This is a genomic window from Cupriavidus sp. YAF13 (assembly GCF_052113425.1).
Taxonomy (GTDB): Bacteria; Pseudomonadota; Gammaproteobacteria; order Burkholderiales; family Burkholderiaceae; genus Cupriavidus.
Genome location: NZ_JBFRDD010000006.1, coordinates 48,319 through 66,157 on the forward strand (window position 1 = coordinate 48,319; position 17,839 = coordinate 66,157).

Here is a 17,839-nt window from a genome sequence, read left to right on the forward strand (position 1 = left end):
GGGGCCTGGCGGCCCTACTCGCCGTACTGCCGCAGCCCCTCCAGGTCCAGTACCTCGATCACGCCGTAGTCGACCTTCACCAGTCCCTGCTGCTCCAGCACCTTTAGCGCCTGGTTGGCCCGCTGCCGCGATATGCCCGCCAGCAGTCCGATTTCTTCCTGCGAGATCTCCAGCGTGGTCCCCAGGCCAGGGTACAGGTGCTCATTGAACAGCGACGACACCGCGCGCGCCACCCGCGAATCGATATCGAGCAGCCGTTCGTATTCCACGGCGGCAATGAACTGCCCCAGCCGCTCATTGAACTGCGTCAGCAGGAACCGGGTGAATGGCAAGCTGGTATCCAGCAACCACTGAAAAGTCTCGCGCGGCAGGAACGCAATGCGCGAGCGCCGCAGCGCCATCACATCGTATTTGCGGATTTCGCCCTTGAGCACGGCACCTTCGCCAAACCAGCCCCCCGTAGGCACACCGGTGAATGTGACCGACTTACCGGACGGCGATACGGTAGTGATCTTGACGATCCCTTCCAGCACGCCCATCCAGTGCTCCGCCATATCGCCTTTATGGCAGACATAGTCGCCCTGGCTATACTCGCGCACGCACATGGCGCGGCGGACAGTGTCGCGTTGTTCTTCGCTGAGCTCGGCTGCCCACACGCAGCGGTCGACGAAATCGTTGAGCATGACCTGGAGAACCTCCCCCGTAGGGATTAACCCGGAATTGTCATCGGCGTGACAACCGGGGGAAATGGCATGGACTATCTTACGATCACCACGAACCGCAAATGCGCGCCAGGACAGGCGCGGCGGGCTTGTTGCGTTGCGGCAGAAGCGCCGCCGGGCAAAACAGGCCAAGTATAACCAGCGGCAGCAGGCTTGGCACCGGTGGCGGACCCCCGCGCCGGAGGGACAGGAGACATCCATGCAGGAACCGTCGGCGACGACCTTCCCGCGCTTGTTGCTTGCGCATGCGCAGCAGCGGCCGGGAAGCCCGGCTTACCGTGAGAAGGATCTCGGGATCTGGCAAACCTTTAGCTGGGCGCAGACCGCGCAGGAGGTGCGCGCGCTCGCGTGCGGCCTGGCTGCGCTGGGCTTTTCCCGCGGCATGAACCTGGCGGTGATCGGCGACAACCGTCCGCGCCTGTACTGGGCCATGAGTGCAGCGCAGGCCATGGGCGGCGTGCCGGTGCCGCTTTACCAGGATGCCATTGCCGGCGAGATGATCTATGTGCTGAACGATGCCGAGATCGACTTCGCCATCGTGGAGGACCAGGAGCAGGTGGACAAGCTGCTGGAGGTGGAGGAGCAGCTTGCCGCGCAGGGCCGCAAGGTGCGCCATATCATCTATGAAGACCCGCGCGGGCTGCGCGACTACGATCATCCGGCGTTGATGCCTTACCAGCGCCTGCAGGAAATCGGCCGCGAGTTCGATCGCGCCAATCCCGGATACTTCGATGCGGCCGTTGCCGCGGGCGAGCCCGAGGATACCGCCATCATCCTCTACACCTCCGGCACCACCGGCAAGCCCAAGGGTGTGTGCCACTCGCATCGCGGCCTGATCGGCGCGGCGCGCAACGGCTGCGCGTTCGATGGCCTGACCGCGAAGGACGACGTGCTGTCCTACCTGCCGATGGCATGGGTGGGCGACAACCTGTTCTCGTATGCGCAGGCCATGGTGGCGGGCTTCACCGTGAACTGCCCGGAATCACGCGAGACGGTGATGACCGACCTGCGCGAGATCGGTCCCACCTATTACTTCGCGCCACCGCGCATCTATGAAAACCTGCTCACGCAGGTGATGATCCGCATGGAAGATGCGGGCTGGATCAAGCGCAAGCTCTTTCACTGGGCCATGGGCGTGGCGCGCCGCTGCGGCACCGACATCCTCGACGGCAATCCGGTGCCGCTGGCCGACCGCTTGCGCTACGTGGCCGGCGAGGCGCTGATCTTCGGGCCGCTGCGCAATGTGCTCGGCATGAGCCGCATCCGCGTGGGCTACACGGCGGGCGAAGCGATTGGCCCGGACCTGTTCCGCTTCTATCGCTCGATCGGCGTCAACCTCAAGCAGTTCTACGGCCAGACCGAAACTTGCGCCTATGTCTGCCTGCAGCCGGATGGCAAGGTCAAGTTCGATTCGGTAGGGCCCGCCGCGCCGGGCATGGAGATCCGCATTGCCGAGAACGGCGAAGTGCTGGTGCGCGGCGTGGGCTTGTTGAAGGCCTACTACAAGCGCGACGATGCCACCCGCGAGGCGCTCAACGACCAAGGCTATTTCATGACCGGCGACGCCGGCGTGATCGACGCCGATGGCCACCTCAAGATCATCGATCGCGCGAAGGACGTGGGCAAGCTGTCCGACGGCGCCATGTTCGCGCCCAAGTACATCGAGAACAAGCTCAAGTTCTTTCCCTATATCAAGGAAGCGGTGGCGTTCGGCACCGGCCGCGACAGCGTCTGCGCGTTCATCAACATCGATTTCGAAGCCGTGGGCAACTGGGCCGAGCGGCGCCACCTGGCCTACGCGGGCTACATCGACCTGGCGGCGCAGCCAGAGGTGATCGCCATGATCGGCGAGTGCGTCGAGCAGGTGAATGCCGACCTCGCCGCCGATGCCATGCTGGCTGGCTCGCAGGTCTCGCGCTTCCTGATCCTGCACAAGGAACTCGATCCGGACGACGATGAGCTCACCCGCACGCGCAAGGTGCGGCGTGGCTATATCGCCGAGAAATACGCGTCGCTGATCGAAGCGCTGTACGCCGGCAAGCCGGAGCAGTTCATCGAGACGCGCGTGAAGTTCGAGGACGGGCGTGAAGGCAGCGTCTCGGCCACGTTGAAGCTGGTCGATGTAAAGCGCTTCTCGCCGGCCACCGCCGGTGCGAAGCGCGCGGCATGAGCGGGGGCAGGGGGATGACGCAAATGGCATGGCAAGGCGTGGAGCGCGGCGGCGATGGCCAGCCGGTGTGGAGCGGCGCGTCCGCGGGTGCGGGGGCAACAGCGCAAGCGCTCGGCGGGGTTCAGATGGAGCATGCGCAGGTGCGGCAGGCCGGCGACGTGATACTCGACCTGCAGAATATCTCGTTGGCTTTCGGCGGCGTGAAGGCGCTGACCGATATCTCGTTTGACGTGCGCGAGCATGAGATCCGCGCCATCATCGGCCCCAACGGCGCGGGCAAGAGCTCGATGCTCAATGTGATCAACGGGGTCTACCACCCGCAGCAAGGCCGCATCGTGTTTCGTGGCGAGGAGCGGCGCAAGATGCATCCCACCGCCGCGGCGCGCCAGGGCATCGCACGCACCTTCCAGAATATCGCGCTGTTCAAGGGCATGACCGTGCTCGACAACATCATGACCGGGCGCAACACCAGGTTCCGCAGCGGCCTGCTGGCCAATGCGCTGTGGTGGGGCCCGGCGCGCAACGAGGAAATGCAGCACCGGCGCAAGGTCGAGGAGGTGATCGATTTCCTCGAGATCCAGGCGATCCGCAAGACGCCGGTGGGGCGCCTGCCCTACGGCTTGCAAAAGCGCGTGGAGCTGGCGCGCGCGCTGGCGGCCGAGCCTTCGATGCTGCTGCTCGACGAACCGATGGCCGGCATGAACGTGGAAGAGAAGCAGGACATGTGCCGCTTCATCCTGGACGTGAACCATCAGTTCGGCACCACCATCGTGCTGATCGAGCACGACATGGGCGTGGTGATGGACATCTCCGACCGTGTGGTGGTGCTGGACTACGGCAAGAAGATCGGCGACGGTACGCCCGAAGCGGTGAAGGCCAACCCGGATGTGATTCGCGCCTACCTGGGCGCTGGTCACTGATGCAGCTGCAAGACAAGGACAACCATGACGTTCTTCTTTGAAATCCTGATCGGCGGCTTATTGTCGGGGTTGATGTACTCGCTGGTGGCACTGGGGTTCGTGCTGATCTACAAGGCGTCGGGCGTGTTCAACTTCGCGCAGGGCGCGATGGTGTACTTTGCCGCGCTGGCGGTGGTGGGGCTGATGGACAAGGGACTGCCGATGTGGGCGGCCGTGATCGGCGCGTTTGGCGTGATGGTGGTGGTCGGCATCAGCACCGAACGGCTGGTGCTGCGCAAGCTGGTGAACCAGCCACCCATCACGCTGTTCATGGCCACCATCGGGCTGTCCTTCTTCCTCGAAGGGCTGGGGCCGCTGTTGTTCGGCAATGAAGTGCGCCCGATCAACCTCGGCATCGTCGACGAGCCCATCGAAGCCATCCTGACGCGCTTCAATATCGTGGTATCCAAGTTCGACCTGGCGGCGGCGGGCATCGCCGGCATCCTGGTGGGCACGCTGGCGCTGTTCTTCCAGTACACCAAGGTGGGCCGCGCATTGCGCGCGGTGGCGGACGATCACCAGGCCGCGCTGTCGCTGGGGATTCCGCTGCAGCATATCTGGGCCATTGTCTGGGGCGTGGCGGGCTTCGTGGCGCTGGTGGCGGGCATGCTGTGGGGCTCGCGCAATGGCGTGCAGTTCGCGCTGACACTGACTGCGTTGAAGGCGCTGCCGGTGCTGATCCTGGGCGGCTTTACCTCGGTGCCCGGCGCCATCGTCGGCGGGCTGATCATCGGGGCCTCGGAGAAGCTGGCCGAGATCTATATCCCGCCTGTGTTCCAGTCCGCGTTTGGCGGCAACTTCGGTGGTATCGAAGGCTGGTTCCCCTATGTGTTTGCGCTGTTGTTCCTGCTGGTGCGGCCAGAGGGGCTGTTCGGCGAGAAACACATCGATCGTGTCTGAGCGGCCCGCGCCACAGGAGAGAAAACATGTTCTACCGTGAATCCGGCCAGTTCAAGACCACCTACGTTGCCGATAGCCAGATCTTCCCCATCCGTCAGGACCGCATCGGCTTTGCGGTGCTGATGGCGGTGGCCTTCGTGGCGATTCCGCTGCTGGGTTCGGAGTACTGGTTCTCGGCCATCCTGATCCCGTTCCTGATCTTCGCGCTGGCCGCGCTCGGGCTCAATATCCTCACGGGCTACGCGGGGCAGCTCTCGCTTGGCACCGCGGCCTTCATGGCGGTGGGCGCCTACGCGGCCTACAACTTCCAGCTGCGCATCGAGGGCCTGCCGGTGCTGCTGACCTTTATCCTCGCCGGACTGTCGGCGGCGCTGGTGGGGGTGGCGTTCGGCCTGCCGTCGCTGCGCATCAAGGGCTTCTACCTTGCGGTGGCGACGCTGGCCGCGCAGTTCTTCGTGGTGTGGGCGCTGACCAAGTTTCCCTGGTTCTCCAACAACAGCTCATCGGGCGTGATCACCGCGCAGCAGTTGAACCTGTTTGGCATCGTCATCGATACGCCGGTGAAGAAGTACCTCTTCGTGCTGATGCTGGTGACGGTGCTGGCCATCGTGGCCAAGAACCTGGTGCGCTCCTCGACCGGGCGCGCCTGGATGTCGGTGCGCGACATGGACGTGGCGGCGGAAGTGATCGGCATTCCGCTGATGCGCACCAAGTTGCTGGCCTTTGCCGTCAGCTCGTTCTACTGCGGCGTGGCGGGCGCGCTCTATGCGTTCTGCTACCTGGGCTCGGTCGAGCCGGACGGCTTCTCGCTTGACCTTTCCTTCCGCGTGCTGTTCATGATCATCATCGGCGGCGTGGGCAGCATCCTTGGCTCGTTCCTGGGCGCGGCGTTCATCTTGCTGCTGCCGATCTTCCTGGACATCGCGCTGCCGCCGCTGGCCGCGTTGCTGCACCTGCCCTTTACCAACGCCGCCGTGTCGCATATCCAGTTGATGGTGTTCGGCGGGCTGATCATCTTTTTCCTGGTGGTGGAGCCGCATGGCCTGGCACGGCTGTGGCAGATCGCGAAGGAGAAGCTGCGGCTCTGGCCATTCCCACACTGAGTCTCATCGCATCGATGTTTTTTGGTTCGGAACAAGAGAAACGGGTATTCCATAACAAACACACCTGCCAAGGTGAAGGAGACTGTCATGACCATCCTGATTCGCAATCTGCAGCGTATAGCCCTGGCGGTGGGTGCGTCGGCCGCGCTGCTGGCGCCGCTGGCGGTGCAGGCGCAAAGCGGCGAGCAGTTCGTCGCGCTGCCCAGCTATCGCGTCGGCCCTTATGGCGCCAACGGACAGTCCTTTTATGGCGGCTTCGTCGACTACCTGAACTACGTCAACCTCAAGGACGGGGGCGTGAACGGCGTCAAGCTGTCGTGGGAAGAGTGCGAGACGGAGTACAACAACGCCAAGGGCGTGGAGTGCTACGAGCGGCTCAAGGGCAAGAGCCCGGCCAGCAAGGGCACCGCGTACCACACCATGTCGACCGGCATCTCCTACGCGCTGGTGGACAAGACCGCGGCCGACAAGGTGCCGCTGGTGATGATGGGCTATGGCCGCACCGATGCGGTTGACGGTTCGGTCTTCCCCTATGCCTTCCCGCTCGTCACCACCTACCAGATGCAGGTCTCGGCCATCGTCAAGTTCCTGGCGGGCAAGAACGGCGGCTCGCTGGCCGGCAAGAAGATTGTCTACCTGTATCACGACTCCGCCTATGGCAAGGAGCCGATCGTGGCGCTGGAAGCCGAAGCCAAGCTCGGCAAGTTCAACCTGGTCGAGATCCCGGTGGCGCACCCCGGCAACGAGCAGGGCGCACAGTGGCTGAAGATCCGCCAGGAGAATCCTGACTACGTGATCTTCTGGGGCTGGGGCGTGATGAACCAGACCGCGCTCAAGGCGGCGCAGAAGGTGGGCTTCGCGCGCGACAAGATGATTGGCTCGTGGTGGGCAGGTTCGGAAGAAGACACCGTGCCCGCCGGCGATGCCGCCAAGGGCTATATGAGCGCAACCTGGAACGTGGCGGGCAAGGGCGTGCCGCTGATTGCCGATATCGACAAGGTCGTCTACGGCGCCGGCAAGGGCAATATGCAGGACCGCAACAAGGTTGGCTCGGTGCTCTACAACCGTGGCGTGTCCGCGGCCGTGGTGACGGTGGAGGCGATCCGCGTGGCGCAGGCCAAGTATGGCAAGGGCAAGGTCATGAGCGGCGAAGACATGCGCTGGGCATTCGAGAACCTGAACGTGAACAATGCGCGCCTGCAGCAGCTGGGCGCCACCGGTTTGCTGCCGGAGATCAAGACCAGCTGCGACAACCACGAAGGCTCGGGCAAGGTGAAGATCCAGCAGTGGGACGGCACCAAGTGGGTCGTGGTGTCGGATTGGATCGAAGGCAACAAGAACCTGATCCATCCGCTGTTCAAGGCGAGTGCCGCGCAGTTCGCGAAAGAAAAGGGCATCTCGCCTGCGTGCATGAAGTCTTGATCCGGGCGCCGCAAGGCGTTTGTTGATTGTTGTCGACTCCGCTCGCCCGCATGCGGGCGAGCGGAGATGAAGCCAGCCAGGAACCACCAACCGAGCCGCACCATGAGCCTGTTGTCCGTCAACAATATCGAAGTCATCTACGACCACGTCATCCTGGTGCTCAAGGGCGTTTCCCTCGATGTGCCCGAGGGGCGGATCGTGGCGCTGCTGGGCGCCAACGGCGCGGGCAAGACCACCACGCTCAAGGCCATCTCCAACCTGCTGCACGCCGAGCGCGGGGACGTCACCAAGGGCTCGATCGAGTACCGCGGCAACCGGGTCGACCGGCTCACGCCCAATGAACTGGTCAAGCGCGGGGTGATCCAGGTGATGGAGGGGCGGCATTGCTTCGCCCACCTGACGCTCGAGGAAAACCTGCTGACCGGCGCCTACACGCGCGGCTTGTCGCGCAGTGAAACACGCGATGCGCTGGAGCGCATCTACGCCTACTTCCCGCGCCTGAAGACGCGCCGCAAATCGCAGGCGGGCTACACCTCGGGCGGCGAGCAGCAGATGTGCGCGATCGGCCGGGCCATGATGGCCAAGCCCAGCATGATCCTGCTCGATGAGCCATCGATGGGGTTGGCGCCGCAGATCGTGGAGGAGATCTTCGAGATCGTGCGCGACCTGAACCAGCGCGAAAAGGTCAGCTTCCTGCTGGCCGAGCAGAACACCATGGTGGCGCTGCGCTATGCGGACTACGGCTACATCCTGGAGAACGGCCGTGTGGTGATGGATGGCGCGGCCGAGGCGCTGCGCACCAATGAGGATGTGAAGGAGTTCTACCTGGGCGTCGCCGCGAACGATGGAGAGGGCGGCGGGAGAAGCTCCTTCCGCGACGTAAAGAGCTATCGCCGGCGCAAGCGCTGGCTCGCCTGAGCAGCGCGGACAAGCCTGCCGCTCGGCCCGTGCACGGCTGCGCTCGGCCAATCCGCCACGGGCCGCTCGCTACGGCGTCTTCGCCCTTCTCGATGCGCGTCCGGGTTTAAACAGTACGGTTCATCACGCGACTACCTACGCGAACTACGCACCATGCCTGAATACTTCGATTCGCTTGAAACGCGCGCCCCGGCCGTCCGCTTGCAGGCCTTGCTGGACGCATTGTCGCGCCAGGTTGCGCATGCCAAGGCGCATGCGCCTTATTTTGCGGAGGTGCTGCGCGACGTGGATCCGCGCGCGCTGGACTCACGCGCCGCATTGGCGGCGCTGCCGGTGACGCGCAAGTCCGAGCTGACGGCGCGGCAGAAGACCATGCCGCCGCTGGGCGGGCTGAATGCGACGCCGCTGGGCGGCCTGCGCCACATCTTCCAGTCGCCCGGCCCGATCCACGAGCCCGACGGGCACGGCGCCGACTGGTGGCGGATCGCGCGCGCGATGTTCGCGGCGGGCTTCCGCTCGGGCGATCTCGTCTACAACACCTTTTCCTACCACTTCACGCCGGCCGGCATGATGATGGAAACCGGCGCCCATCGGCTGGGCTGCTGTGTGTTCCCGGCGGGCGTGGGACAGACCGAATCTCAGGTGCAGGCGATGGCGAGCCTGCAGCCGGCGGCCTACGCGGGCACCCCATCCTTTCTCAAGCTGCTGCTGGAAAAAGGCGACGAGATCGGCCAGCCATGCCGGAGCCTGAGCAAGGCGCTGGTGTCTGGCGAGGCATTGCCGCCATCGCTGCGCGCCTGGTTCACCGAGCGCGGCATCCGCGTGCAGCAGATGTACGGGAGCGCCGACGTGGGCCTGATCGCCTACGAGACGCAGGGCGGCGACGGCTGGGTGGTGGACGAGAACGTGCTGGTGGAGATCGTCGAGCCGGGCGGCACGCAGCCCATGCCTGATGGCGAGACCGGCGAGGTGGTGGTCACGGTGCTGGGCAATGGAGACTATCCGCTGGTTCGCTTCGGCACGGGCGACCTGTCGGCGTTCGTGGCCGGCTCGGACGAGCGCGCCAGCCCGTGCGGGCGCACCAACCAGCGGCTCAAGGGCTGGCTGGGCCGTGCCGACCAGACCACCAAGGTCAAGGGCATGTTCGTGCATCCCGGGCAGGTGGGCGAGGTGGTGCGGCGCCATCCCGAGGTGCGCGCCGCGCGCCTGGTGGTGACAGGCAGCGTAGGCGCCGACGTGATGACCCTGCACTGCGATGCCACGCGCGACGATGCGGCGCTGGCGCAGGCCATCGGCGAATCGCTGCGCGAGGTGATGCGCCTGCGCGGCGAGGTGCGCTTCGTGGCAGCGGGCTCGCTGCCGCAGGATGGCAAGGTGATCGAGGACGCGCGGCGTTACGACTGAGCGCGGTCGCGGCCCGTGGACGGTGCCGCATGGCCGCCGGCGGGGCGCGTCGGCAGCCACAGCAGCCATGCGCTGACGGCCGCCGCGATGGCGACCAGCGTCAGCGAAGCCAGCGGGCGCTCGCGCATCAGCCATGCGGTGGTGCCCATCGACAGCCACATCATGCCGATGGCCAATTGCTTGGCGCGCAAGGGAATGCTGCGGTGGGCCTGCCAGTCACGCACCAGCGGGCCGAAGCGCGGATGCGCAGTCAGCCGCGCATGGAAACGCTCCGAGCCGCGCGCGAAGCACGCGGCGGCCAGCAAGACGAAAGGCGTGGTGGGCAGCACCGGCAGGAAGATGCCGATCACGCCCAGCAGCAGGCTGAGCACGCCGAGCGCCACCCACAGCGCGCGCAGCGCGCGTTGCCTGCGGCTGCGCACGGCGGGAGGGGTGGGTGGGGTGGGCGTAAAGGATGGCAATGCGCTCAGACCGCAAGCCCCAGGCGGGCGCGCGCGTCGTTGTACTCGGCTTTCATGCGCGCCACGATTTCGCCGGCGGTGGGGATGTCGTGGATCTGGCCCACGCCCTGGCCGGCGCCCCAGACATCCTTCCATGCCTTGGCCTTGGACGCGCCGCTGGAAAAGTCCATCTTGGTCTTGTCCGCCTGCGGCAGGTTGGCGGGATCCAGCCCCGAGGCCTCGATGCTCTCGCGGATGTAATTGCCGTGCACGCCGGTAAACAGGTTGGTGTAGATGATGTCGGCCGCGGCGGAGGTGGTGATCGACTGCTTGTAGGACTCGCTGGCGTGCGCTTCCTGCGAGGCGATGAAGCGGGTGCCGACGTAAGCGAAGTCCGCGCCCATGGCCTGTGCGGCCAGCACGGACTCGCCAGTGGCAATCGAGCCCGACAGCGCGATCACGCCGTCGAAGATCTTGCGCACTTCGCCCACCAGCGCGAACGGCGACAGCGTGCCGGCATGGCCGCCGGCGCCGGCTGCCACCAGGATCAGCCCGTCCACGCCGGCTTCGATCGCCTTCTCGGCGTGGCGGATGCTGATCACATCGTGCAGCACGATGCCGCCATAGCTGTGCACGGCGTCGATCATCTCCTTGGGCGGCGCGCGCAGCGAGGTGATGAAGATGGGTACCTTGTGGTCCACGCACACCTTGATGTCGTGCTCCAGGCGCACATTGGAGGTGTGCACGATCTGGTTGACGGCGATCGGGCCGACCGGCTTGCCCGGGTTGGCGGCGCGGAAGGCGGCGAGATCGTCTTCCATCTGGGTGAGCCAGTCGCCCAGCATCTCGGCAGGGCGCGCGTTCAGCGCGGGGAAGGAGCCGACGATGCCGGCCTTGCACTGCGCCAGCACCAGCTCGGGGTAGCTGACGATGAACATCGGCGAGGAAATCACGGGCAGCGCCAGGTTTTGCAGGACCTGGGGCAATTGTTTGGCGGCGGGCATGGCGTCTCCTGGACCACGAACGGGCGCCAGTGGCGCCCTGGATATGAACGATCGTTCGATTATAGGGAGTTTCGGCTGACGGGCGTTAGACGGGCGTTAGAAGGGGCTGTCTACCTGCGCCAGCCACCGGGGCCAGCTGCGGGGACAGTCTTTGAGCCGAGTCTGCGCCGGAACCCGCGCCGGCTGCAAGTAACAGCGGTCCCACGAGATCTCACTCGATTTCACTCGATCTCGCGAGCCCGCGCCAAAAGGCCAAGCCATGACCCATACCATCCGTCTCCCGTACTTCCAACACGCTCCCAAATCCTTCAAGGCACTGCTTGACCTGTCCGCCATCATCCCGAATGGCTTGCTCGGCAAGCGTCTTGTCGACCCGGTATTCCGCATAACGCCAGCCCGATGCGAAGGGCCGTGTTCGCTGCCAGCGGTGACATCGGCTGCCCGCAGGCCGAGCGTGTCGTCCTTGCCTTCACCGCGCACGCTGTAGACGTCCTCGGGCGGAACGGCGAACAAAAAAAACCCCGCTACGCCGCGGGGCAACTACCACGAAGACTGATAGGAAGAGGCGGGAGGGCACCTGCCAATGCCGCATCCGCACAGCGGACTATAGGCGGCGTTTATGACGGACTGAAGGCGCTCGCGTGAAGACGGGATGACGGCCGTAATCCTGCGAAATGGCCGATTTGCTTCCCTCTAGCGGGTGAGGGTCCGGGGAGAGGGCGGGCGCTCGTTGCGGCGTCGTGCCGGACAACACCACGGGCTTTGCTTGAAGTGGCTCCTAGCTAAGCCCCCCCTCTCCCCGGCCCTCTCCCCCTGAGGGGCGAGGGAGAGACAGCCGTCGTCATGGCGTGCGGCTTTGGCCCGTTCGGCGGCTTCGGCCAATGCCCTTGGTTGTCAGATCTTTTCCAGCAGCAGGCCCTTGAGGTACTCGCCTTCGGGGAAGGCCGCCAGCATCGGGTGATCGGTGCCGGCCGAGAGGCGTCGCAGGATGCGCGCATCGGCGCGGGCATCGGTCGCCGCGCCCGCCACGATCTTCTGGAACAGTTCCATGCTGATCGCGCCGGAGCATGAGTAGGTGAACAGCAGGCCACCCGGGCGCAGCAACTGCAGGCCGACCAGGTTGATCTCCTTGTAGGCGCGCGCGGCGCGGTCGATATGCTGGGCCGATGGCGCGAACTTGGGCGGGTCCAGCACGATCAGGTCGAACTGGCGGCCGTCGGCGCGGAACTGGCGCAGCGACTTGAACACATCGGCGTCGAGCCAGGTCGCGCGCTCGGGGTCGAAGCCGTTGAGGGTGACGTTGCCCGCGGCGGTCTTGAGCGCCTCGCCGGAGGAGTCGATCGAGGTCACCGAGGTGGCGCCGCCGCGCAGCGCCGCCAGCGAGAAGCCGCCGGTGTAGCAGAAGCAGTTGAGCACTTCGCGGCCGTTGGCCAGGTCACCCACCAGCTTGCGGTTGTCGCGCTGGTCGACATAGAAGCCGGTCTTGTGGCCGCTCCTCACGTCCACGTAGTAGCGCACACCGTGCTCGGTCACGCTGAGCTCGGGGTCGGGCTCGGCGCCGGCCAGCACGCCGGTCACCAGCGGCAAGCCTTCGCGCTCGCGCACGGCGGCGTCGGAGCGCTCGTACACGTTCGGGCAGCCGGTTTCCTTGACGAGCGCCTGCACCAGGGCGTCCTTCCAGGCTTCGACCCCGGCCGCATTGAACTGGCACACCAGCTGGCCGTTGGCGCCGCTGCCGTAGTAGTCGACGATCAGGCCCGGCAGGCGGTCGGATTCACCGAAGATCAGGCGCACGGCGTCGCTGTCTTTCACCCACTGCTTGCGATGCGCGAGGGCGGCGGACACGCGCCGCTTGAACATGGCGTGATCGACCGGCTCGTTCTCGTCGAAGCTCCACACCCGCACGCGAATCTGGGAAGAGGGGCTGTACGCCCCGCGCGCCAGGAAGCGGCCGTCGGCGGCGCGCACGATCACGGTGCTGCCGGGCTCGCAGCGGCCTTCGACGGTATCCACGCCGGTGGCGTAGACCCAGGGGTGGCGGCGCAGCAAGGATTTTTCCTTGCCGGGCTTGAGGGTGATGGTGTTCATGATTTGTTGTTTTAGGCGCCAGACGAAGCCGAGCGAACAGGCCAGCCCGGTCCGAAGTGCCTGATTGTTGTTACTCCCTCTCCCCTCACGGGGAGAGGGGCGGGGAGAGGGGTGGCTTAGCTAGGAGCCACAACAAGCGGAGCCATTGTTTCTGTCCAGCACTGCAGCACTGGATACGCTCACCCTTCTCCCGCATGGCGGGAGGATTACGGCAAGCTCGCCGGCCCGCTACACCGCTCAACCGGCTACAGCACTACCTTCACCATCGGGTGCGACGTCAGCGCGCGGTACAGCTCGTCGAGCTGTTCGCGGCTGGTGACCCATACCGTGACGGTCAGGCCGAGGTAGTTGCCCTTGGCGGAAGGGCGCATCTCCATCTTGCCGGCGTGGAAGTCGGGATCGAAGCCCTGCACCAGCGTCACGATGGCTTCGGCAAAGCCATCCTGCATGCTGCCCATCACCTTGATGGGGAAATGGCTGGGGTACTCGATCAGCGACTCGGCCGGCGGGATGTCGCCCGGCTTGCCCTGGTCGGAATTGTCGGCGCTCATTTCAATGCCCTCCTTACTTGCGCTTGAACCACAAGCGGATGGTATCCCACAGGCGGCCGAAGAAGCCGGCCTCGGGCACGTCTTCCAGCGCCACCACCGGGAACTCGGCCACCTTGGTGGCACCGTCCATCAGCTTGACCGTGCCGACCTGCTGGCCGGCGGTGAGCGGCGCCACCAGCAGTTCCTGGCGCTCCAGCACCGGCTTGATGCGCCCGCCCGTGCCCTTGGGCACGGTGATGTAAGTCTCGTCCTTGACGCCGATCTTGACGGTGGATTCCTTGCCCTTGTAGATGTCGGGCGTGGCCAGCACCTGGCCGCGGTCGTACAGGCGCAGCGTGTCGAAGAACTGGAAGCCGTAGTTCAGGATCTTCAGGCTTTCCTGGGTGCGGACCGCTTCGGTGGTGGTGCCGATCACGATCGAGACCAGGCGGCGCGAACCGTTAGGCACATTGGCCAGCGGACGCTTGGCCGAGGAGATCAGGCAATAGCCGGCCGACTTGGTGTGGCCGGTCTTGAGGCCGTCCACGGTGGGGTCGATGTAAAGCAGGCGGTTGCGGTTGGGCTGGCGGATCTTGTTGTAGGTGAATTCCTTCTGCGAGTACATGCTGTAGTACTCGGGGAAGTCCTTGATGATCCGCGTGGTCAGCGTGGCCAGGTCCATGGCCGTGGTGTAGTGGTTCGGGTCGGGGATGCCGTCGGTGTTGCTGAAGTGGGTGTTCTTCATGCCCATCCGCTGGGCCTCGCGATTCATCATCGCCACGAAGCCTTCTTCCGAGCCGCCCACGGCTTCGGCCAGCGCCAGCGCCGCGTCATTGCCCGATTGCACGATCAAGCCCAGCAACAGGTCCTGCACGCTGACCGGCTTGTTGGCTTCCAGGAACATGCGGGATTCGTCGCTCTTGACCTTCTGCACGATCGTGGTCGGCACTACGGTCTGGTCCAGCGTGAGGCGCTTTTCCTTGAGTGCGGCGAACGCCAGGTAGGCGGTCATCAGCTTGGTCAGCGAAGCTGGCTCGATGCGCACATCGGCGTTCTGCGAAGCCAGGGCCTGGCCGCTGGTGACGTCATACAGCATCCAGGACTTGGCCGCCACCTGCGGCATCGGCACGCCCTGGGCGCGCACGGGAGCCGGGGCAAGCACGACGGCGGCGCCGACGATGGCTGCGGTGACCAGGGCGGATGTGTTGGCGGACGCGAAAAGCGGCGTGGCTCTATTCAACATGTTTCAGTTTCCGGCAAAAAAAAGGGGCGGGGAGTGCATCCGGTGACATGGCGGGGCGGCGCGCCGCCCCCGTCACTGGTCCCACGCATTGACGACGAGCTGCTTGATCAGGTGCAGCTTGCGATGAAAGAAGTGGTCGGCGCCGGGGATCACGATCACCGGCAGCTCCTGCGGGCGGGCCCAGTCGAACACGCTCGCCAGCGGCACGGTATCGTCCTGCTCGCCGTGGATGACGATGGTGTCGGCCGGCACGTGGGCGACTTCCCAGCGGCTGGCGGCAGTGCCCACCATGGCCAGGCGCTGCACCGGCGTGCCTGCTTCGGCCAGGCGCCGGGCGACGTGGCTGGCCACGAAGCTGCCAAACGAGAAGCCGGCCAGCGCCAGCGGCAGCGTGGCGGCATCCGGCGACCACGCGGACTGGGTACGCATCCAGTCGATGACAGCCAGCAGGTCGTCCTGCTCGCCCACGCCGTTGTCGTGGCTGCCGGCTGTGCCGCCGACGCCACGGAAGTTCGGGCGCACGGTGGCGTAGCCAAGCTGCACGAAACTGCGTGCCAGCGTCTGCGCTACCTTGTTGTCCTTGGTGCCGCCGAACAGCGGATGCGGGTGGGCCACCAGCGCGAGCCCGCGCGGGGCGCCGGCCTGCGGCAGGTCGACTGAAACGTCGATGGCGCCGACGGGGCCGGCGACGGTAAGTACCTGGGTATGCGCGTTCATGGGAACAGGAAGCAGGGTGGCTGGCTTTGGCGCCGTGGCGCCGTGGTTTCGGTGATTCAGCGTTTCAGCCGAGGCCGGGGCTGAGGTCACTGAGGTCAATCAGTGATCGACCATCAGGCGTTCGACCGGCTTGCCGCCCACCAGATGGCTCTCGATGATCTCGTCGATGTCCTGCTCGTCGACGAAGGTGTACCAGACGGCCTCGGGATAGACCACCAGCACCGGCCCGAGTTCACAGCGGTTCAGGCAGCCAGCCTTGTTGATGCGCACGCGGCCTTCGCCGCCGGAGATGCCAAGCGCCTTGCAGCGCTTCTTGGCGTATTCCTGCATGGCCTGGGCGTTATGCGCACCACAGCAGGCGCCGCCGTCCTCGCGCTGGTTGAGGCAGAAGAAAACGTGGTGCTGGTAGTGGCTGCGCATGCGTGGTGGGCGTATCGGCGGCGGCAACGCGGGAGGCAATGAGTGCCCGGGGCGCGCGCCGGTCGCCAGGAATGGGTGGAAGGGCTGAATTATACGGCGTCATGGGGGGCGGTTCGACGCTTTGGGAACCCGCTTCGATGCCGCGCGTGTGCCGCGCGCACTGCGCCGCGGCCACGGGTGGCGTAGCGCGCACCCAGGCTGGCCGGATCGTCCGGATCTCTGGACGGCCGATTTCCAGAATTCCGGAAAATCGGAGTGAACGGTCGTGCGCTTTGCCAGCTTCCTTTTGAAATCAGTCACTTGGCGGCGCCGGCCGGCCTGGCACGGCGGTTGCGAGGCTTAAGGCAGACGCGCTCCATTTGCAGGGCGCGCGAATCTGCCGCTGTGCGGCGGCGGGCACGGTCAAATACCGAGGACGACATCATGAGGAAACCCTTTTACAAGATCCTGTACGTGCAGGTGCTGTTCGCCATCGCGGTGGGCATCGTGCTCGGGCATTTCTGGCCCGCTACGGGCGTAGCCATGAAACCGCTGGGGGATGGCTTCATCAAGCTGATCAAGATGATCATCGGCCCGATCATCTTCTGTACCGTGGTGTCCGGCATCGCCGGCATGCGCGACATGAAGAAGGTGGGCCGGGTCGGCGGCAAGGCGCTGCTCTACTTCGAGGTGATCTCCACCTTCGCGCTGCTGATCGGCCTGCTGTCCGCGCACCTGCTCAAGCCGGGCGCGGGCTTCAACATCGATCCGGCCACGCTCGACACCAAGTCGATCTCGCAGTACGTGACGCAGGCGCATGGCCAGAGCACGGTCGAGTTCTTCATGCACATCATCCCGGACACGATGGTCAGCGCGTTCGCCAATGGCGACATCCTGCAGATCCTGCTGATTTCCCTGCTCTTCGGCTCGGCGCTGGCGGCCATGGGTGACCGCTCGCAGATCGTGTTCGACTTCGTCGAGCAGGTCTCCAAGGTGTTCTTCCACATCGTTCACGTGATCACCAAGGTGGCCCCGCTGGGCGCGTTCGGCGCGATGGCCTTCACCATCGGCAAGTACGGCCTGGGCTCGCTGGTGCCGCTGCTCAAGCTGATCGGCACCTTCTACTTCACCGCGATCGTCTTCGTGGTAGTGGTGCTGGGCGCGGTGGCACGCCTGACGGGCTTCAACATCTTCCGTTTCATCTCCTACATCAAGGAGGAACTGCTGATCGTGCTGGGCACCAGCTCGTCGGAGGCGGCGCTGCCGCACCTGATGGAAAAGCTGGAAAAGCTGGGCTGCTCCAAATCGGTGGTGGGGCTGGTGGTGCCCACGGGCTACTCCTTCAACCTGGATGGCACCAACATCTACATGACCATGGCGGTGCTTTTCATCGCCCAGGCCACCGGCATCGAGCTCACGCTGCTGCAGCAGCTCACCGTGCTGGGCGTGGCGATGATCACCTCCAAGGGCGCCAGCGGCGTGACCGGCTCCGGCTTCATCACGCTGGCCGCCACGCTGGCGGTGGTGCCGGACATTCCGGTGGCGGGCATGGTGCTGATCCTCGGCATCGACCGCTTCATGAGCGAATGCCGCGCGCTGACCAACATCATCGGCAATGGCGTGGCGACGGTGGTGATGTCGGCGTGGGAGCACGAACTCGACCGCGCGCAGCTTGACCGCATGCTGCGCCGTGGCGGCGATGAAACGGCCGAACTTGCCGAAGCCGGCCCCGGCGTCCGCTGAGGTCCCGGCGTCCGGAGCGGCGGCGCCAGCCGGCGCCGCCCGCCAGCGGGTATCATCGGCGCGTGTCCCTTCGCATG

At 65.4% G+C, this 17,839-nt stretch carries 16 protein-coding genes; 8 read left to right on the plus strand and 8 right to left on the minus strand.

The window, feature by feature from the left end:
- Positions 1–14: 14 nt before the first annotated feature.
- Positions 15–683 (minus strand): Crp/Fnr family transcriptional regulator, encoded by a 669-nt coding sequence (locus AB4061_RS06995; RefSeq protein ID WP_441632207.1) that lies wholly within the window; start codon positions 681–683, stop codon positions 15–17.
- Positions 684–921: 238 nt separating this feature from the next.
- Here AB4061_RS06995 and AB4061_RS07000 point away from each other — a divergent pair, with 238 nt between their 5' ends.
- The 7 genes from AB4061_RS07000 (at position 922) to AB4061_RS07030 (ending at position 9,598) form a co-directional block, all read left to right on the plus strand.
- The gene (locus AB4061_RS07000; protein ID WP_441632209.1) at positions 922–2,892 is read left to right on the plus strand and encodes an AMP-dependent synthetase/ligase; all 1,971 of its coding nucleotides are present in this window, start codon (positions 922–924) and stop codon (positions 2,890–2,892) included.
- A 14-nt stretch (positions 2,893–2,906) separates the two neighbouring features.
- A complete protein-coding gene (locus tag AB4061_RS07005) occupies positions 2,907–3,812 on the plus strand; it encodes an ABC transporter ATP-binding protein (protein ID WP_441632211.1) in 906 nt (301 codons plus the stop codon).
- 24 nt (positions 3,813–3,836) lie between these two features.
- Positions 3,837–4,751, plus strand: coding sequence for a branched-chain amino acid ABC transporter permease (locus tag AB4061_RS07010; RefSeq protein WP_006160142.1), 915 nt, complete (start codon positions 3,837–3,839; stop codon positions 4,749–4,751).
- A gap of 26 nt (positions 4,752–4,777) precedes the next feature.
- Positions 4,778–5,854: a branched-chain amino acid ABC transporter permease gene (locus tag AB4061_RS07015; RefSeq protein ID WP_441632214.1), complete on the plus strand. Its 1,077-nt coding sequence runs from the start codon at positions 4,778–4,780 to the stop codon at positions 5,852–5,854.
- Positions 5,855–5,941: 87 nt separating this feature from the next.
- Entirely contained in the window at positions 5,942–7,276 is a 1,335-nt protein-coding gene (locus AB4061_RS07020) for an ABC transporter substrate-binding protein (protein WP_441632216.1), read from the plus strand.
- 102 nt (positions 7,277–7,378) lie between these two features.
- Positions 7,379–8,194 (plus strand): ABC transporter ATP-binding protein, encoded by an 816-nt coding sequence (locus AB4061_RS07025; protein ID WP_441630697.1) that lies wholly within the window; start codon positions 7,379–7,381, stop codon positions 8,192–8,194.
- 153 nt (positions 8,195–8,347) lie between these two features.
- Positions 8,348–9,598: a phenylacetate--CoA ligase family protein gene (locus AB4061_RS07030; RefSeq protein WP_441632218.1), complete on the plus strand. Its 1,251-nt coding sequence runs from the start codon at positions 8,348–8,350 to the stop codon at positions 9,596–9,598.
- On the opposite strand, the gene AB4061_RS07035 is transcribed toward AB4061_RS07030, so the two are convergent.
- The 7 genes from AB4061_RS07035 to AB4061_RS07065 form a co-directional block, all read right to left on the minus strand.
- Positions 9,589–10,059: a YbaN family protein gene (locus tag AB4061_RS07035; RefSeq protein ID WP_441632220.1), complete on the minus strand. Its 471-nt coding sequence runs from the start codon at positions 10,057–10,059 to the stop codon at positions 9,589–9,591. The genes AB4061_RS07030 and AB4061_RS07035 overlap by 10 nt on opposite strands.
- A gap of 5 nt (positions 10,060–10,064) precedes the next feature.
- Positions 10,065–11,042: an NAD(P)H-dependent flavin oxidoreductase gene (locus AB4061_RS07040; RefSeq protein ID WP_183032018.1), complete on the minus strand. Its 978-nt coding sequence runs from the start codon at positions 11,040–11,042 to the stop codon at positions 10,065–10,067.
- An 894-nt stretch (positions 11,043–11,936) separates the two neighbouring features.
- On the minus strand, positions 11,937–13,130 hold the full coding sequence (locus AB4061_RS07045) for a class I SAM-dependent rRNA methyltransferase (RefSeq protein ID WP_441632222.1): 1,194 nt from the start codon (positions 13,128–13,130) through the stop codon (positions 11,937–11,939).
- A 245-nt stretch (positions 13,131–13,375) separates the two neighbouring features.
- Positions 13,376–13,681 (minus strand): YbeD family protein, encoded by a 306-nt coding sequence (locus AB4061_RS07050; protein ID WP_183032022.1) that lies wholly within the window; start codon positions 13,679–13,681, stop codon positions 13,376–13,378.
- A gap of 13 nt (positions 13,682–13,694) precedes the next feature.
- Complete coding sequence (locus AB4061_RS07055; RefSeq protein ID WP_441632224.1) at positions 13,695–14,903, minus strand: D-alanyl-D-alanine carboxypeptidase family protein; 1,209 nt, start codon at positions 14,901–14,903, stop codon at positions 13,695–13,697.
- Between the two features lie 72 nt (positions 14,904–14,975).
- Complete coding sequence (locus tag AB4061_RS07060; protein ID WP_441632226.1) at positions 14,976–15,620, minus strand: alpha/beta hydrolase; 645 nt, start codon at positions 15,618–15,620, stop codon at positions 14,976–14,978.
- 99 nt (positions 15,621–15,719) lie between these two features.
- Entirely contained in the window at positions 15,720–16,040 is a 321-nt protein-coding gene (locus AB4061_RS07065) for a (2Fe-2S) ferredoxin domain-containing protein (protein ID WP_267605322.1), read from the minus strand.
- A gap of 420 nt (positions 16,041–16,460) precedes the next feature.
- On the opposite strand from AB4061_RS07065, the gene AB4061_RS07070 reads away from it, so the two are divergent.
- Positions 16,461–17,762 (plus strand): dicarboxylate/amino acid:cation symporter, encoded by a 1,302-nt coding sequence (locus AB4061_RS07070; protein ID WP_441632398.1) that lies wholly within the window; start codon positions 16,461–16,463, stop codon positions 17,760–17,762.
- The last annotated feature ends 77 nt before the right edge of the window (positions 17,763–17,839 follow it).

Coding starts and splice junctions, on each gene's coding strand:
- AB4061_RS07030 (WP_441632218.1), top strand. CDS start 8,348: ATGCCTGAATACTTCGATTCGCTTGAAACGCGCGCCCCGGCCGTCCGC.
- AB4061_RS07000 (WP_441632209.1), top strand. CDS start 922: ATGCAGGAACCGTCGGCGACGACCTTCCCGCGCTTGTTGCTTGCGCAT.
- AB4061_RS07020 (WP_441632216.1), top strand. CDS start 5,942: ATGACCATCCTGATTCGCAATCTGCAGCGTATAGCCCTGGCGGTGGGT.
- AB4061_RS07065 (WP_267605322.1), bottom strand. CDS start 16,040: ATGCGCAGCCACTACCAGCACCACGTTTTCTTCTGCCTCAACCAGCGC.
- AB4061_RS07025 (WP_441630697.1), top strand. CDS start 7,379: ATGAGCCTGTTGTCCGTCAACAATATCGAAGTCATCTACGACCACGTC.
- AB4061_RS07040 (WP_183032018.1), bottom strand. CDS start 11,042: ATGCCCGCCGCCAAACAATTGCCCCAGGTCCTGCAAAACCTGGCGCTG.
- AB4061_RS07015 (WP_441632214.1), top strand. CDS start 4,778: ATGTTCTACCGTGAATCCGGCCAGTTCAAGACCACCTACGTTGCCGAT.
- AB4061_RS07050 (WP_183032022.1), bottom strand. CDS start 13,681: ATGAGCGCCGACAATTCCGACCAGGGCAAGCCGGGCGACATCCCGCCG.
- AB4061_RS07005 (WP_441632211.1), top strand. CDS start 2,907: ATGACGCAAATGGCATGGCAAGGCGTGGAGCGCGGCGGCGATGGCCAG.
- AB4061_RS07045 (WP_441632222.1), bottom strand. CDS start 13,130: ATGAACACCATCACCCTCAAGCCCGGCAAGGAAAAATCCTTGCTGCGC.
- AB4061_RS07010 (WP_006160142.1), top strand. CDS start 3,837: ATGACGTTCTTCTTTGAAATCCTGATCGGCGGCTTATTGTCGGGGTTG.
- AB4061_RS07055 (WP_441632224.1), bottom strand. CDS start 14,903: ATGTTGAATAGAGCCACGCCGCTTTTCGCGTCCGCCAACACATCCGCC.
- AB4061_RS06995 (WP_441632207.1), bottom strand. CDS start 683: ATGCTCAACGATTTCGTCGACCGCTGCGTGTGGGCAGCCGAGCTCAGC.
- AB4061_RS07060 (WP_441632226.1), bottom strand. CDS start 15,620: ATGAACGCGCATACCCAGGTACTTACCGTCGCCGGCCCCGTCGGCGCC.